Origin of the sequence: Daejeonella sp. (genome assembly GCF_044342615.1) — a bacterium.
GTDB lineage: Bacteria > Bacteroidota > Bacteroidia > Sphingobacteriales > Sphingobacteriaceae > Daejeonella.
On the sequence record NZ_JBIIPN010000001.1, the window covers coordinates 1 to 17,460 of the forward strand.

Annotated in this window: 14 protein-coding genes and 1 pseudogene; 7 read left to right on the forward strand and 8 right to left on the reverse strand. The window is 35.2% G+C overall.

Annotated features, from left to right (window positions below; all coding sequences use genetic code 11):
* A pseudogene (locus ACIQ0D_RS00005) lies at positions 1-285 on the reverse strand (peptidase M61); the annotation flags it as partial.
* Between the two features lie 267 nt (positions 286-552).
* Here ACIQ0D_RS00005 and ACIQ0D_RS00010 point away from each other — a divergent pair.
* From ACIQ0D_RS00010 to ACIQ0D_RS00030, 5 genes are read left to right on the forward strand one after another with little or no spacing between them, the layout of a single operon-like run.
* Positions 553-1,623 carry an efflux RND transporter periplasmic adaptor subunit gene (locus ACIQ0D_RS00010; protein ID WP_395801861.1) on the forward strand — a complete coding sequence of 357 codons (1,071 nt, stop codon included), beginning with the start codon at positions 553-555 and terminating at the stop codon, positions 1,621-1,623.
* 44 nt (positions 1,624-1,667) lie between these two features.
* Entirely contained in the window at positions 1,668-4,742 is a 3,075-nt protein-coding gene (locus ACIQ0D_RS00015) for an efflux RND transporter permease subunit (RefSeq protein WP_395801863.1), read from the forward strand.
* Between the two features lie 50 nt (positions 4,743-4,792).
* Positions 4,793-6,106 carry a TolC family protein gene (locus ACIQ0D_RS00020; protein WP_395801865.1) on the forward strand — a complete coding sequence of 438 codons (1,314 nt, stop codon included), beginning with the start codon at positions 4,793-4,795 and terminating at the stop codon, positions 6,104-6,106.
* Between the two features lie 49 nt (positions 6,107-6,155).
* Entirely contained in the window at positions 6,156-6,551 is a 396-nt protein-coding gene (locus ACIQ0D_RS00025; protein ID WP_395801867.1) for a response regulator, read from the forward strand.
* Between the two features lie 3 nt (positions 6,552-6,554).
* A complete protein-coding gene (locus tag ACIQ0D_RS00030) occupies positions 6,555-7,415 on the forward strand; it encodes an N-acetylglucosamine kinase (RefSeq protein WP_395801869.1) in 861 nt (286 codons plus the stop codon).
* A gap of 15 nt (positions 7,416-7,430) precedes the next feature.
* Here ACIQ0D_RS00030 and ACIQ0D_RS00035 read toward each other — a convergent pair whose 3' ends face one another.
* A complete protein-coding gene (locus ACIQ0D_RS00035; protein WP_395801871.1) occupies positions 7,431-7,727 on the reverse strand; it encodes a hypothetical protein in 297 nt (98 codons plus the stop codon).
* A gap of 280 nt (positions 7,728-8,007) precedes the next feature.
* Here ACIQ0D_RS00035 and ACIQ0D_RS00040 point away from each other — a divergent pair, with 280 nt between their 5' ends.
* Both ACIQ0D_RS00040 and ACIQ0D_RS00045 read left to right on the forward strand, forming a co-directional pair.
* Entirely contained in the window at positions 8,008-8,595 is a 588-nt protein-coding gene (locus ACIQ0D_RS00040) for a TlpA family protein disulfide reductase (RefSeq protein ID WP_395801873.1), read from the forward strand.
* 57 nt (positions 8,596-8,652) lie between these two features.
* Positions 8,653-9,117 (forward strand): rhodanese-like domain-containing protein, encoded by a 465-nt coding sequence (locus ACIQ0D_RS00045; RefSeq protein ID WP_395801875.1) that lies wholly within the window; start codon positions 8,653-8,655, stop codon positions 9,115-9,117.
* 72 nt (positions 9,118-9,189) lie between these two features.
* Here ACIQ0D_RS00045 and ACIQ0D_RS00050 read toward each other — a convergent pair whose 3' ends face one another.
* From ACIQ0D_RS00050 to ACIQ0D_RS00075, 6 genes are all read right to left on the reverse strand, one after another.
* A complete protein-coding gene (locus ACIQ0D_RS00050) occupies positions 9,190-10,098 on the reverse strand; it encodes a PorP/SprF family type IX secretion system membrane protein (RefSeq protein WP_395801877.1) in 909 nt (302 codons plus the stop codon).
* A gap of 27 nt (positions 10,099-10,125) precedes the next feature.
* Positions 10,126-11,706, reverse strand: coding sequence for a gliding motility-associated C-terminal domain-containing protein (locus ACIQ0D_RS00055; RefSeq protein ID WP_395801878.1), 1,581 nt, complete (start codon positions 11,704-11,706; stop codon positions 10,126-10,128).
* A gap of 86 nt (positions 11,707-11,792) precedes the next feature.
* Positions 11,793-13,739: a beta strand repeat-containing protein gene (locus ACIQ0D_RS00060; RefSeq protein ID WP_395801880.1), complete on the reverse strand. Its 1,947-nt coding sequence runs from the start codon at positions 13,737-13,739 to the stop codon at positions 11,793-11,795.
* A gap of 318 nt (positions 13,740-14,057) precedes the next feature.
* On the reverse strand, positions 14,058-15,224 hold the full coding sequence (locus tag ACIQ0D_RS00065) for a helix-turn-helix domain-containing protein (protein WP_395801882.1): 1,167 nt from the start codon (positions 15,222-15,224) through the stop codon (positions 14,058-14,060).
* A gap of 330 nt (positions 15,225-15,554) precedes the next feature.
* Positions 15,555-16,274, reverse strand: a complete 720-nt coding sequence (locus tag ACIQ0D_RS00070) for a hypothetical protein (RefSeq protein WP_395801884.1) — start codon at positions 16,272-16,274, stop codon at positions 15,555-15,557.
* A 41-nt stretch (positions 16,275-16,315) separates the two neighbouring features.
* Positions 16,316-17,260 (reverse strand): sulfite exporter TauE/SafE family protein, encoded by a 945-nt coding sequence (locus ACIQ0D_RS00075; RefSeq protein ID WP_395801886.1) that lies wholly within the window; start codon positions 17,258-17,260, stop codon positions 16,316-16,318.
* Between the last annotated feature and the right edge of the window lie 200 nt (positions 17,261-17,460).

Below are 17,460 nucleotides of genomic sequence, written 5' to 3' on the forward strand. Positions count from 1 at the left end.
CCAAGTATTTTTATTTATTTTCTCTGCATTAAGTGTTGTTCCATCAGCATTTACAGCATTAAAAGACTCTACACTTTTTGCAAACTCTCTAATTAAATAAGACCCTGGGGTCCAAACCGGCATTTTTAAATCAATAAAAGGAGATTTTATACCGGAAATTTCCATTGCCACATCTACGTAATGGGCTTGAGGCTCGGAGAAAGAAACTTCAAAGGCAATTTTATTTTGTGCACTCAAAGAAGTAGTAATCATGGCAATAATAAATAAGGATATCAGATGTTTCATAATTGATTAGTTAATGAGATTTTCCAAAAATAACTTTTTAATACATTTCTTGCTAGTTATTAAATTAAAGGCTGTAAAATAAATGCTACAATACCACCAAATACAAGGTATAAAAGATAAATTTGCAAACTAATTATGCTAAAATCCCTCGCCAGTCAATTGTTTTTATCCCAATAGGAACTAAAAGGCCTATTAAAAATACATAAATCCTTGGTTATCAAATAATTGAAAGCGAAAATCTTTTTTAATAAAAAATAAAAAAATCACATGAAATTAAAGTATATCATCTATCTGATCTTAGTTATTCTTATTGGCGGAGCTGTTGCCTATCGTTTTAATAAAAATAAAGCGCAACAATCTGCTTCTGGAGGTCGCGGACCAGGTGGTGGTTCTCCATCGGCTTTGAAAGTAAACGGCATAGTGGTTAAAACTGAGAATTTTTCTAATTCACTTTCAATTGCCGGTTCAATTGAAGCCGATGAGCAGGTAGATATACGTAGTGAAATTTCGGGTCTTGTGACTTCCATTCAATTCACAGAGGGTAGTAGCGTTAGCAAAGGCAAAGTATTATTAAAAATCAATGATCTTGAATTGCAAGCACAGCTTTCCCAAGCATTAACAAAGCAAAAGCTTGCTCAAGAAACAGAATTCCGTGCAGGCATGCTTCTTGAGAAAGAAGCAATTAGTAAAGAAGAATATGATGTTGCATTAGCTGAGCTTCGGTCATTACAATCGCAGACTCAACTCATTAGAGCACAGTTAGCCAAGACTTTAGTTCGTGCACCTTTTAGTGGAAAAATTGGATTACGCTCAATTTCTGAAGGCGAATACATCACACCAGCAAGCACTATTGCACGTTTAGTAAGTAACAATCCGGTAAAGATTTTATTTTCTATACCTGAAAAATATGCTGGAACAATAAAATTAAACACCAAGATCTCCTTTACTGTAGCTGGCTCTAGGGATGTTTACAGCGCTATAGTTTACGCAATCGAACCAGGAATTAATGTTGCGACACGTACCTTGCAGCTGAAGGCTAAGGCATCCAACCCGAATGGTGAATTAATGCCAGGTTCATTTGCTAAAATTGAACTCCCCCTAACCAATACAAACGATGCAATATTAGTCCCAACCCAATCAGTTATTCCTGTTTTAATGGGTAAAAAAGTGTTTATTAGCTCAAATGGAAAGGCTAAAGAAGTGATGGTTGAGACAGATACAAGAACTGACAAATCGGTTTTAATAAGTTCCGGTTTAAGTGTAGGAGATACTGTTTTAACGACAGGAATTATGTCACTTAAAAATGATACACCTATTGAGGTTAAAGTTATCAATTAATAATCTTTAGGGAGTTTGTGACATTTATTAAAAATAAATAAATAATGAGTTTATCTACCATCAGTATAAAAAGACCGGTTTTAGCAATAGTATTAAATTTACTAATAGTACTTTTTGGAATAATCGGCTTCTACTTTTTAGGCGTCAGGGAGTTCCCATCTATTGACACTCCCATTGTGTCTGTTCGGACAAGTTATCCTGGGGCAAATTCAGACATCATTGAATCTCAAATAACTGAACCTCTTGAAAAGGCAATTAATAGCATTGAAGGTATTAAAAGTATCAGCAGTTCAAGTAATCAGGGCACCAGTAATATTAGCATTGAGTTTAACCTTGAAAAGGACTTAGAAGAGGCTGCGAATGACGTTAGAGATCGTGTTTCTCAGGCTGTTCGTCAATTACCTAAAGACATCGATGGATTGCCGGCAGTCTCAAAGGCTGATGCTAATTCAGAATCAATTATATCGATGACCCTTCAGAGCACTAAAAGAAATCAATTAGAGCTAAGTGACTATGCTGAAAATGTAATTTCACAACGTTTACAAACAATACCAGGAGTAAGTGGTGTGCAGATATGGGGGCAGAAAAGATATGCCATGCGTATTTGGATTGATCCGGCCAAGCTTGCGGCCTATCGACTAACGGCCTTAGATGTTAAAAATGCGCTTGACAGAGAAAATGTAGAGCTTCCTTCAGGAAAAATAACAGGTAAATCGACAGAGCTATCAGTAAAAACACTAGGTAATTTAACCAATGAGGAGCAATTTAACAATCTCATCATTCAGAGTACTGGCGACAATACTGTACGTTTAAGAGATATCGGGACTGCAATATTAGGCCCTGAAAATGAAGAAACTATGCTTCGTCAATCGGGCACACCGATGATTGGAATAGCGATTGAGCCTCAACCTGGAGCAAATTATTTAGAGATTTCTAAGGAGTTTTATAAGCGATATGAACAATTAAAAAAAGATCTTCCAGATGATTTTACTGTAGATATTGCTTTAGACAATACCATATTTATTAAACAATCAGTAACGGAGGTAGCTGAAACTATTTTAATATCCCTCATTCTAGTTATACTCATTATCTTCTTATTTTTCCGTGATTGGAGTATGGCATTCAGACCCCTGATAGATATTCCTGTTTCATTGATTGCTACCTTCTTCATCATGTACCTTTTTGGCTTTTCCATCAATGTACTAACCTTACTCGCCATTGTGTTGGCAACAGGTTTGGTAGTAGATGATGGAATTGTAGTGACTGAAAACATCTACAAAAAAGTAGAAGAAGGATATAGTCCGATAGAGGCCGCGATTAAAGGCTCCAATGAAATATTTTTTGCAGTTATTTCTATATCTGTTACCCTTGCTGCCGTATTCCTTCCGGTAATATTTTTGGAAGGATTTGTTGGGCGACTCTTCCGAGAGTTTGGAGTGGTGATAGGTGCAGCCGTTTTAATCTCGGCCTTTGTATCGCTTTCATTAACTCCGATGCTAAATGCCTACATGATGAAGGCAAATAAAAAGAAAACCAAATTCTATACTTGGTCGGAGCCCTATTTTGAAAATATGATATCTGGATATTCAGAATCGCTAAATAATTTCATGAAAAGGAAGTGGTTAGCATTTCCAATTATCATCTGTTGTATCGGCTTAATCGCTTTATTTTGGAATATCCTTCAAAAAGAAACTGCGCCATACGACGACCGTGGTTCTGTAAATATACAGCTTACTGCGCCTGAGGGATCATCTTATGATTATACAGATAACTTCGTTTTAGAACTATCTAAAATGATTGAAGACTCTATACCAGAGAAGAGAATAAATTTAACAGTAACTTCCCCAGGATTCAGTGGCTCTGGTGCTGCCAACACAGGTTTTTTAAGGATAAGACTTTCAGAAGCCGATAAAAGGAAACGTAGTCAGGCACAAATTGCAGATAAACTCACCAAAATTACCAAAGAATATACCGATGGACGTGCATTTGTTATTCAACAACCAACTATTTCGGTTAGCAGGCGTGGCGGGCTTCCAATATCTTATATCATTCAGGCACCTAATTTTGAGAAGCTAAGAGAAAAATTACCCCTGTTTATGAATGAAATTGGACAAAATCCAACCTTCACTGTAACAGATGTAAACTTAAAGTTTAATAAGCCTGAAATAAATATATCCATAGATCGTGAAAAATCTAGAAACCTTGGAGTATCTATTTTAGATGTGGCACAAACGCTTCAATTTGCACTTAGCGGACAAAGATTTGCATATTTCCAGTTGAATGGAAAGCAGTATCAAGTAATTGGGCAATACGAAAAGATTAACAGAAATGACCCTCTAGATCTTACCTCTATTTTTGTGAGGAATAATCAAGGACAACTTATTCAATTAGACAATCTTATACAGGTAGAAGAAACAAGTACTCCACCGCAATTATACCATTATAATCGATTCATGTCGGCCACTGTTTCTGCAGGATTAGCGCCAGGAAAAAGTATTGGCGATGGTATAGAAGCAATGGACCTTGCTGCAGATAAAATTTTAGACGACAGCTTTACGACAGAATTAAGTGGCGAGTCAAGAGACTTTCAAGAAAGTTCATCAAATACACTATTTGCATTCGCTTTGGCGCTTCTATTGGTTTACCTAATCTTGGCGGCCCAATTTGAGAGCTTCATCGATCCTTTTATCATTATTTTAACGGTTCCAATGGCTGTAGCAGGGGCATTTTTATCCCTATGGCTATTTGGCCAAACATGGAATATCTTTAGTCAGATAGGCACAATTATGCTCATAGGACTCGTAACAAAGAATGGTATTCTGATTGTAGAATTTGCAAATCAGTTAAAAGAACAAGGGAAACCTATCTCTGAAGCGATTATTGAGGCTTCTGCAGCACGTTTAAGACCAATCTTAATGACCAGTCTAGCCATTGCCTTAGGTGCATTACCTATCGCTATGGCCCTTGGAGCAGCCGCAAAGAGTCGCATGAGTATGGGAATTGTAATTATTGGTGGTACTTTATTCTCATTGGTATTAACACTGTATGTAATTCCTGCCATTTATTCAATGTGGTCAAGAAAACATAAATCACATCCAGAGTTCGAAAATAATAATTAAAAATTTTAATTTAAAATTAATTAAAATAATCGATCTGTATTAAAAAGCATATGAACAAAAAAATATTGATAAAATATCTAGCCTTAATTCTACTTTTTGCCAGTAACACACAGGCACAAGAAAAATTGAGTTTGGAGCAAGCTGTGCAGATTGCACTTGAAAATAATTTTGACATTAAGCTCACTAAGAATACTGTTGAACAAGCTAAGAATAATTTCAATCGTGCAAATGCTGGTATGTTGCCAGTTGTAACTGGAAATTTTAGCACCAATAATACCGTTTCTAATACCAAGCAAACACTATCTAGCGGAGTATCTCAAGAAAGAAATGGCGCAAGAAATTCAAACTTAGTTTATGGCCCGGTTATAAATTGGCAAGTATTTGACGGGTTTCAAATGTTTGCGCGTTACGACCGACTAAAAGAATTGGAGCTATTAGGAGAAGCTAATTTAAAGTTAACTATACAGAATACGCTAGCCGATGTAATCAATAATTATTACGATCTTGTTTCACAGCAACAACAAATAAAAGCATTAAATGAGGCTTTAACTATTTCACAATTAAGGCTGAAGAACTCAAATAATCGATTTAAAATTGGGAAAGCTGCTAAGCTAGAGGTACTTGCAGCATCGGTAGATTTAAATACAGATACTACCAACCTATTAAGACAGTTAGATTTATATCGCAGCACTAAGATTAAGCTTAACGAACTGCTAGCCAGAGAAATAAAAACAGATTTTGTTGTTTCAGATAGCATCATAATCGGTAATAACCTTCTATTTGCTGATTTACAATCATCTGCATCACAATTAAACCCCAATTTACAAACGGCGCTAATTAACCGTAGAATTGCAGAAATCAATCTCAAGCAGGTTAAAGCAAGTAGGTATCCAGTGATTAATCTAAATTCCGGTTATAATTTTAATCAATCGACTTCAGAATTGGGATTTGCGAGAACATCAACGGGGCGCGGACTAAATTACGGATTGACTGCCTCTGTTAACATATTTAATGGCTATTTGCAGAAGAGAAATGAGAAAAATGCTTCATTGGAGATTGATAATAGCCGAATTCAATATGATAAAGTGAACCAAAATATAGTTTCACAATTAACATCACTATATCAAACCTATCAAACAAATTTAGAGCTTGTTAAACTAGAACAAGAGAATCTAGCTGTTGCAAAACAGAACATGGATATCACGTTAGAGAAGTTCAAAATTGGAAGTGTTGCTCCATTGGAATTTAGAGAAGCGCAACGCAATTATATCAATGCGAATGCCCGCTTCACCAATTCACAATTTGAGGCTAAGCTAGCAGAAATAGCCTTGCTCCAACTATCTGGGAAATTAAATCTAGATTAATTAAAAAAGCTCTTGATTTGCTTTAACGCCAAGAATTAGTAATTTTGGCATGATGGATGGCTTTAAATACAAAAATGTTTTTCTCATTGATGATAGTTCTATAGACAATCTGATCAATAAAAAAATCTTAGAAAACGAGAATTTCGCGCAATCAATCACCCTTATTGATAATCCCATTAAAGCATTTCAATTAATAAAAACTGCTCTAGAAAATGGGGAATTATTACCAGAAGTAATTTTCCTAGACCTAAGAATGCCCATGATGAATGGTTTCGAATTACTTAATGTCTTAATGGAAACCCCTGGTATAGAGCCAGGTAAAATCAAAATATACATACTCACATCTTCCCTAGATCCAACAGACATAAAGCAAATTAAGGAAAACCCAATGGTTTCAAAATTCATTGGAAAACCCTTAAGTAAACAATCAATTCAGGAAATATAAATTATGTTATTAGTTGCGGATAGTGGCTCAACCAAAGCCGATTGGATATTAACTTTATCAGAAAATCAAAGTATCTCGTTTAGAACAGCTGGAATAAATCCCTTCTTTTTATCCGAAAAAGACATTATTAAAATTTTTCAGGACACACCTGAAATACAAGGATATACTGAGCAGGTAAAAGAAATATATTTCTTTGGAGCCGGATGCTCTAGTCCCGATCGACGCGAATTAATTTCCAACGCACTCTCAAAAATCTTTAAAAATGCATTTATTAGTGTAGATATCGACCTAATTGCATGTATTTACGCAACTACTGGACTGAGCAAAGGTATTTGCTGCATTATTGGCACTGGATCAAACATATCATATTTTGATGGGAAAAAAGTGCATGATAGCAAGCATGGCTTAGGTTATATTTTAGGCGATGAAGGCTCTGGCACTTACTTTGGCAGAAAACTAATTACCGGGTTTTTATATGGCACCATGCCACAAGAGCTTTCTAAGGAGTTTTACAATAAATATCAAATCGACAAAGAATCGATTATCAAACGAATTTATCAAGAACCATCTCCTAATTTTTATTTGGCCTCTTTTGCGCCATTTATGAGTGAAAACTTGAGCCATCCCTACATCATAGATTTATTAGAAAAGGGATTTAATGAATTTATTGAAACCAATATTAAATCCTACGAAGACTATAAACTACATACCTGTCATTTTGTGGGATCAATCGCCTTTCATTTTTCGGATATCCTAAAAAGATTATGTGAAGAAAAGGATATAAAGGTTGGTAAAATCCTAAAACACCCTATCGAAGAATTATCTTCATTTATCTCTAAAAATGGAGAGAAAATATTGAGGTAAATTTCAGAAATAGGCTTACAGAAATTTATTTCCAGACTTCAATTCGGGACTAAAACGAATAAAGTCTTGGTATGCATCATGCAGCTCTGCTATAGAATGAACCTCAAAGTCAATTCCCCAGGGATTCCAAGTTATAAATCGCAAATCATCAGGTTTGCCCTCTTTAATTGAAATTTCTTCATAAATACCAAAATTACCTAAGGTATAATAATTGATTTTAACTACTTGATCTATAAAATCATGTGAATCAACCAAATCAAAACCCATTGTTTCAATCCAATTTTTTATTGCCGAAATATTACTTTTTGCCATAATACAATAGGTAAATTGATTCAAAAAAGAAGAAAATTTATAAAATTCATTTTTTAAATAAATAAAAAAGAAATATAGTATATCTTAAATTAAATACATATCATTTTAATTAAATATATTTAATTTATTTATTAATCAAAAAGAAATATTTTAAATAAAAAAATAAATTAATGCTTGTGTAGTGATAAAATAAATTATAAAAAAATAAAAGCAATGCAACACTTGTTACATAAGTCGTGAAGAAATCTCTGTAAATTGCGTAGATATAGATTAAGAAATCATGAAAATATTGAATTATTTAAAAGCTAACATTGGGAATGTTTTTTTTATTTTATTTATCTCTGTTGTATTTTTCAGCACAGATGTAAGAGCATTTTTGATAAGAGGTTTAATGTTTACTGGCTTATTTAATGCAGAAGCAAGTGTAGAAACAGAAAAATCGGGGAGCAATAAAATGATTCCGCCTCCTATGATTTTCAGATCGGAAAATGGCGAAATCATAAATACTGCTGAGCGGAATGGTAAAGTTTATTTTATTAACTTTTGGGCTACTTGGTGCCCTCCATGCCGCGCTGAAATGCCCTCCATCAATACATTAGCATCAAAAATAAAAAACAAAGATAAAGTAGAGTTTATTATGGTTGATGTAGACGCTAAAGTTAAAGCTTCTGTAGCATACATGAAAACCAACTCATTCAATTTAAAAGTTTATACAAGTGAATCTGGAATACCTGAAAATATATTTGGTGGGAGCCTCCCAACAACCGCAATTATTGGTCCCGATGGCACCTTAGTTTTTCACCATACAGGCATGGCAGATTATAATAATCAGAAAATGATTGATTTCTTAAATACCCTTAGTAAGTAAGGTGAAAAAGACTAAATGAATAAAAAATCGTTAATTTTGCATTATAATTCCAATCAAATGAAAAAAATCCTATTTACAATCCTATTAAGCATTAGCATAATTTCTATTACTAAGGCTCAAACCAGCATAAATACTAATCAATCTTTGGATAAAAGAGATAATTGGACTCAGAAAGATTTAATAGAACCGGCTGCTTTAGTTGCAATACTTTCAAATCCGAAGGCTAAGCAACCTTTAATTTATAATATTGGGGTAGTTGAAAACATCAAAGGAGCAAAAAACCTTGGTGCAGCTAGCGAAAAAGAGAATTTGGAGAGATTAAGAAAAACACTATCGGGACTTCCGAAAACAAGTTCTATTGTAGTTTATTGCGGATGCTGTCCATTTAGCAGATGCCCTAATATTCGCCCTGCAGTAGCCATGTTAAAAAGCATGGGATTCACTAATGGAAAACTCTTGAATATTCCTACAAATGTAAAAAAAGATTGGATTGACAAAGGTTATCCGCTAGCAGGCAAATAGTTAATGAGTTTATTAAAAACAAAAGCCTGCTAATTCATTAATTAGCAGGCTTTTATACTTATTTTCTATTCGTTATTTCCTCTTTCCTTTGAAAATCCCTCCAGCATTTAATTGAAGTCCAATTTCAAAAGTTCCCGTTGCATAGCTCTTTAATGCCTGAACTGGAGTGTTATAAAGTACTAATAACTGCCACTGCTTCAACTTCTGATAAGTTAAACCAAAGCTCATGCTTTTATTCGTGTGATACATGCTCATAAAGCCTAATTGATCATCTGGTGTGCGAAGCTCTAGTCCCATATCCAGAATATCATTGAAGTTCTTAACCCCTCTGTAAACTAGTTTGGGATGCACCTGCCAGTCCGACACTTGGGTCATGTACGTAAAAGCAGTCATGAACGTAGCATAATCGGCAATTTCATTATCCTCAATCTGTAACTGATTTTTAAGATTACTGATTGATCCCTCAATTCTGAACTTCTTATCTGAATAAGCCATTCCAAAATCACCATCCAAAATGTTCTCTTGATCATTATAGCGCATGGCACTTAAATCATTGCCAGAACCTACAATGTTTTGAGTGTTTAATGAATTGGTTTGCAATCCTAATGATATTCCGAAATGCAGTTTTCCTTCATCATTGTTTAATGGAAGGTGATAAGCATAAGTCGCCTGAAGCTTAGATCTAGTTAGTAATCCCGCTTCATCCTTATAAAAGTTTAAGCCCACGCCTACCTTCTCGCCACCATAATCAGCCGTTACCGATAAATTTCTTGGCGAGCCTTGAATATTACTCCACTGATTCCGATATCCCATATTTAGGCGGATGCCTTGATTTACTCCAGCCATTGCCGGATTAGCTAAATACGTATTCTGGAAGTATTGAGCAGCCATCGGATTGATCTGCGCACTTAAATTAGTGTTGCCCAACAACAGTGTAATTATTAGTAAAAAAAGACCTTTAAACATGTTTTTTAGGTACATATAGATAATATTTATTGTGCTATAGATTTAATTGATGATGGTAATAAAGCCCTTCTTCTCACCTTCGCCATTGTTCAACGTAATCACATAGTAATAAGTCCCTTCAGGTAATGCGGAGCCATTAAACATCCCGTTCCAATCATTCGTATAATTAATTTTTGAATAAACTATTCTGCCTGAACGGTCTAAGATCATTACCTTATTGGATGGATAAGCTGCTAAGTTTTCAATCGTCCAAACATCATTCTCTCCATCTCCATTTGGTGATAAAATATTACTCGGCGTGATATTATAATCTTCTCTCACGGTCACGGTAATGGCTACCCTTGTTTTGCTTCCAAAGCGGTTCGTTACTTCTACCGTATACGTAGTTGTTGTTTTTGGTGTGGCTATTGGGTTACTAATTGATGTGGAGTTTAAGCTAGTTGAAGGGAACCATTCATAGGATATAATATCTGATCCGCTCACAAATAGATCAGAGCTATAACCCATGCTGATGGAAGGGTTTGCACTTGCTGCGGTTCTTGTATTTGGATAGGTTTCATTGCCTGTCCCTGTTAGGACTGGCCTTCTAGATATCGTGATTGTAAATGCTTGTTCATGACTAAGGCCGCCTCTATCTGTTGTTCTTAATCGTACAGCATAGCTGTTTTTAGTATCAAACTTAAATACCTGCGCGGCACGTATTTGTCCGTTTAAAATAGTGAATGCCGCATTATCTGTAGAACCCGCACCTGCTACTAAAGAGTAGCTATGGGTATCGCCAGCATCAACATCTGTGCTAGATAAGAGTCCGATCAGGTCCCCAACATTATTGTCTTCATAAAGATTCAGCTTAGTGACTGCAATGGCTGTTGGAACTTCATTTACGTCATTCACAGCGATGGTGAGTGCTTTCTCATCAAATCGGCCGTAGGCGTCTGTAACACGTAAGCGAACAGAATAAGACTTTTTTGTTTCAAAATCCAAAGCAGTATTCGTTTGAACTTCTGAATTGTTAATAATAAAGGATGCATTATCCGCAGATCCTGTTCCACTTACCAGCGTATAGGTGAATTCTTCTTCTGCTAAGTTTTCATTTGTACCGGCTAAAGTAATCACCTTAGTGCCAAGAGGGCTATTTTCTGCAATGGAGCTGGCTGTTAAAATCAGATCAGGCGCAAATACAGCAGAAGAAATTTCGCCTAAAGCTAGTTTGGTCATATTGGCAGACAAGCTATTATTTGCCAGGTCATTTACCGTAGCTTGGCGATACCATTTATTTGCACTAAATGCAAATAGTTGCAAGCTTTGTTCGGCTAGTCCATTTAATTCAGAATCAAAGTAATCCTTTTTCAAATTACCCGTAAAGGCGGCAGTTGGATTCGTAAATTGATAGACACGAGAAATCTGATTGCCTAGCTTTGCATTGGAAACAGATACTCGTTTCAGGGAATTATCGCTCAAGCTAAAGTCTTCTGTGGGTTTCAAACTTATACCATCCGCATGAAGGAGAGCACCTGCAGTAATTGTCAATTGCTCTGCATTACCCACATGTATCAAGGAGCTACTTTGCGAAAATGCTTCGCATGTAATTAATGTGAAAAGGAAAAGTAATGTGTATTTCATGTGATGTTTTTTAAAAGAAAAGTTGAATAACAAAATGTATTACTTTTCATTTTTAAAGCCTTGGATTTCAGAACATTTCATATATATTACAAGGTAGAATATGATGTAGCATAAATAATTTGAACACTTGGTGAACCTTGATCTATCGAGCACGTATTATAAGAAATTGAAAAATCCGAATCGTTCACCCCTGTTTTTACTCGTATAGAACCAACACTATTAACCGCAGATGAAACAGTTAAATAATAATCTGTATTTGCTGTAACAGATATTGGGGAAGAAAAAGTGAATGTTAATATACCGTTACCACTATTAGAATTGGACGAACCTAATAAAGTTGATGTGTTAACTGTAGCAATTGTACTATTGAATGCACCTCCACCAGGTGCGCAAGCACTTAAACTACTATAGATTGAGAATACTGCATTTGTTGCATTATAAATTTCAAGGGAAATTGAAGTAATATTTCCTGTAACTGTTGGCCGCATTCTTATTACATTCTTTCCAAAATCAAAAAATGAAAAATTTGAATTTGCACCAGTAAAACCTAATGAACTTTGTTTTGGAGACTTAAATAAATAAAAAGTACCAGCGCTTCGGTCATAAACTACATCACCTGGATTATAATTTGAAGTATTAATTGGCCCGGCTATATTAGTTACAAATGTATTGCCAGCAGGAGCAGAAACACTTCCCCAACTCGCAGTCCCATTCCCATCAGTAGTTAAAACCTGACCATTTGTGCCAGATACTTTAGGATAGGTAATTGAACCCGCGGTCAAAGTGCCTGAAGTTATCACATTACTTACACTAGCATTTCCTAATTGGATAGTGTTATCTGTTCCAACTTCAGCTCCATAACCGATAGCTGTTGAATTAGAAATAGTTGCTCCTGCACTAGTAGTTCTAGCTTGTGTTCCTAAAAAAGTATTGTTAGAGCCTGTTGTTAAATTATCACCGGATCGAGTTCCAACACCAACATTATTATTTCCAGAAGTGCTTATTAAGGATTGGTTACCTATTGCAGTATTATTTGAACCACTAGCTACATTAAACATAGTTTCGGCTCCAACCGATGTATTTCCTCCACCTGTTGTCAAACCTATCATATTAGCATAACCAACGCCTGTATTATTATCGAAAGAAGTTCCTTTATAATCTTTCAATGCAAAAAATCCCACGGCAGTATTTCTAGTTCCAGATGCATTACTTGAATATAATGCTCCGCCACCAATAGCTGTATTTTGATCATTTTGGCCAGTACCTTTACCAATTGTTAAGCCATTGACCGTTAAATCATATGCGCCTAAATTAACTGCAGCATTGGCTCCTGTATAAGGTATACCACCTGTAGGAGGCGTAATCCACCTTGGTGCTCCTGCTCCAGTTGAACTTAATAGTTGTCCGGAGCTACCTGCACCAGTATAGGCATGTGCAGTACCTGTTCCATATCCAATACCCCCAGCTGTAGCTACGGCAGTTGAATTAGTACCGCCATTGGCAATAGCTACAATTCCAGTTAATGTGCCTGCAGCAGCAGCTACAGTAATATCAGAACTTCCATCAAATGCTACTCCATTGATATTTTTTGAGGCTGCTAATTTAGTGGCTGTTCCTGCATTGCCTGTAATGGTGGTTTGATCTCCTGTATTTGTCCCAGTAATGGCTGCAAGCTTTGTTTTTTCTGCTGTGGTATAATCATTCGTAGATAAATCTTTTCCAGTTACTTTATCAACTTTTAGGTCTGTATCCGCTTGATTAACTATCAATTTCCAAGCTGTCCCACTGTAATAGTAAAAACCACTAGGCGCTGTAGTTTGATAAATCAATAAGCCTTGCGCAGGACTACTAATTGCGTCTTTTTGCGTAGCTGTAATTCGAGGAATCAATATTCCCTTATTATTGGCATCAGAAGTAACCTCTAATGCGGCAGAGGCTGCTGGTGTGCTCGTGCCGATGCCAACTTGAGAGAATGCATTCGAAGCCGTTAACAGGCTAATGGAAATGAATAGATACTTAAAATAGATTTTCATATTAATTAAGGTAGATGTTGAGAATAAAATTTATTTATATTAATAGATTTTACATTTAAAAATTCTAAGAAATTCAATCAAAAGCGAACATTAAAATTCTTGAATAGGACTCCTAACAATAAAATTCATAACAGTCATAGAAAATTGCTATTGAAATATTATCAATAGTCAAAACATAACAGCAAAAATTAAATTATTAATCAAAGGTGAAAATCTATCCTAAAAAAAAGCATTTTGGTAAAGCCAAAAATCTACCACTTTTGAAATTTGGTAGAAAAAAACTTTATTGAAACGCTGGCCAAGCATTACACTGAAAAACTAATCTGAGAAATATTGAAGAGGCATTTTCCCTGTTTCCTTCTTAAATGCGCGGTAAAAGGTGGTCATACTAATAAACCCAGACTCAAAAGCAATAGCGTCAATGGTAATTTTCTGGGATTTTAATGGATAGGTATTGATAAAGTGTTGAATCCTATAATTATTTACCCAGTCGTTAAAATTCTTGCCGATATACTTATTTATCAATGAAGAACATTGATGTATTGGAACTTGGAATGAGTTGGCTAAATCCATTACGCGATAGGCACAATTTAAAAATGGTTTTTCATGAATCATATAATTCTGAATACACTTAACCATCTCAAGCTCCGTATCGCTGTTTTTCCTTGAAAGTTGTACTAATTCTTTTTTGTCTATTAACTCTACAGACTTGTATTTTTCTCCAATAGAAACCAAGATATAGCCATATAATATCTTTGGATTATGAACCAAGAGCAATAAAATAGAAAGAAACATAAGCAGTCCAATCCCAAAAACCCACAAATAAATACTTTGATCTTCATCAAAAAATGAACCCTTGGTGCGAAAATAAACGGTAACAATATTTAAAATATGGAAACCTGTAATGGTAGACAGTCCCCCTAAAAGCCAAATACGTTTAGTTGTACCCCCGTTTTTGTTTTTATTCAGCTGTGATTTAAAAAGCACCCAAAAGGATAGAATCAAATAAATTGTAAGTAATATTGGTCTGAAATAAAGATAAACTTCCGAAGGGAACAAGCCCGTATCAGCAACAATAGCAATGTTTTTAGTTTTAATAAGCTCTTGCGTGATAGCATCCCAATTTATAGAAGACGAAAAATACCAAGGAAGATCATCTATAAAAGAAACTAAACCTGGCAAAAAGTGCAAATAATCAATTTTGCGTAATTTCTTTTGATTATTTACTATTCCAACAGTATATAAATAAATAAAACCTGGTGCAACGTAATATAGTGGGCAAAATAACTTTAACAGAACCGGAAAATAGATAATTAGCTCATTATCAATTAATAAAAAAACTGCTATTTGTGTAAAACGAGCAAATAAAAATAATCCAAGCAAGTAATTAAGATATCGTATTCCCCTTTTTGAAATAAAATAGTGAACAGAAAACGACAGTATTACAATAAGTGCAAAAACTATAGTTAAACTTACAAATGGCATGAAATTCTAAGGCTTTAGATTGATATAAATATATCAATAATTTAAGCTTCAAATAGCATTTAAAAGAATTTTTAATGGAATAAATAATATAATAAAATATGATAATTTATTTAACTTTAAGAAAATAAAGAATCGCTTATTTTAGCAAAAAGAATTTTAATTTCTCAATTGGGCGCTCTCTATTTCATCGATTTGCTTTATCGAATAATTTGAAGGCGAAGAAGCTGTTTAACAATTTATAAAAGGCCTAATTTTAGACAGAAAATGATAGAAAACGTGGCGAATACTAATATTTCGATAACAAAATTAGAGCTAAAGATTTTTTAAAACCTAATTCTGATTATCTCTGCTCCAAATTTCATAAATCGGATTACCTGTAGAACTCTGACCCGAATGATGCCATTTACCATCAACAAGTTTACCATCAAAAGACAGGATTGCTCCTACGCGGCTATCATCCCTCGAAAAATACTCGATTTTCTCACTATACTTTCCATTCTCAAAAGTGTAAGAGCCTCCCCCCGTACCAAAAAACTCCTTCGTTTCGGCATTGATGGCTGCCCATTGAAACCTAGTACCCGTGAGTAACTTCAGAGTCTTACGCGCTCTGCGCGGATAATCCGCAATTTTACCATCCTGCATCCTTCCAGACATGCGCCAAGTTCCGCTTAGCTCTCCTTTGCCTTGATCTAATAAATTCCAAGCAACTGTCTTACCATTGAGATCGGAATTGAGTTTTTCCTTTTTAATTACAAAGGAATAACTAATTGTCTGCCCGATTTGATTTTGATCAATCGTATTAAACTCAATATTTGCAATGAGTCTATCCCCCGAAAAAGTATAGGTCCCGCCCCTGCTTTGAATAAATTTCTTATTTATCTTATCAAAGGTAGTATGCATAAAATAGCCATCAGATAATAATAAGGTCTGGTCAATATAGTCTTCTTGAGTATGCCAGGCGCCATTAATATGATCTTGACTGTTTTTTGTGGTGAAGCTCGTCAGACAAATTACTAGTCCTAGAACTATCAGTTTAGTTTTCTTTAACATATTGATTGCATTCAATATTAAAAATAAGAAGATTGCAAAACTTAATATACGAATTTTTCGAATGAATTCCAAATTATTCGGAGGCTTGAGATGATAACTAGTATCCCAACACCAATAAACATCTTTTTGAGGGGTAATTTCCCAGCCAAGCGGGCGGCAATTGGGGCGGCTAGCACCCCTCCAATGATTAAGCCGAGTACAGTTTGCCAATGACTAACACCTAAAATGACAAAGAAAGTGAGGGCGCTCGCCATAGTGACAAAAAACTCGGTTAAACTTACTGATCCAATCACATACTTAGGAGTTCTTCCTTTTGAAATTAATGTACTCGTAACCAAGGGTCCCCAGCCACCGCCACCAAACGAATCCAAAAAACCTCCCGCACCAGCTAGCCAACCTGCACGCTTTACTTTCTGTGCTTTTCTTCTCTCCTTAAATGCATTCGTTAATATCCTAACTCCAAGAAGTAAAGTATAAGCCGAAATTACTGGCCTAATAGCCTCTGAATAATTATCTCCAGCATAAGCCAAAAAAATAGCTCCAATTATGGCTCCTAAAACACCCGGTATTAATAGTGTTCTGAATAGTTTCATGTTCACATTGCCAAAACGGTAATGACTAAAACCCGAAGCGCCACTCGAAAACATCTCGGCAGTATGAATACTTCCCGAAATTACTGCCGGATTTAATCCCCCAGATAATAAAAGCGTAGTAGAAACCACACCATAGCCCATGCCCAATGCACCATCTACAATCTGAGCGCAAAAACCAATCAGCAACATCCACATAAATTTATTGTCAATCTGGGCACTGAGGTTTTTACTTAATTCAACAACTGATGTATAACTAATAAATGTATAACAGGCATAGGCAATAAAAAGCAAGGCCAAACTAAATAATGAGAGATACGCAATTCTTTTCCACCTCCGCTCTTGATTCTTTTCTGAAAGCCGAACCGACTCCGCCGATGCTTCTTTTTGTTTCATGTGTTTTTATAAAATATAAAGCCTATGGAATTAGTAGACAATTATACTTATTTATTTTGTTTTTTAAACAGGTTCATCAAAACAATCCGTTTTTTTTAGCAAAAGGCAACAATTTATCCCAATAAAAAAAAGAAAAATGAATTGCTAATTTATTTGAATTGCTAAAAATTTTAGCATAAATTTGTTTCCCCACAACTAAT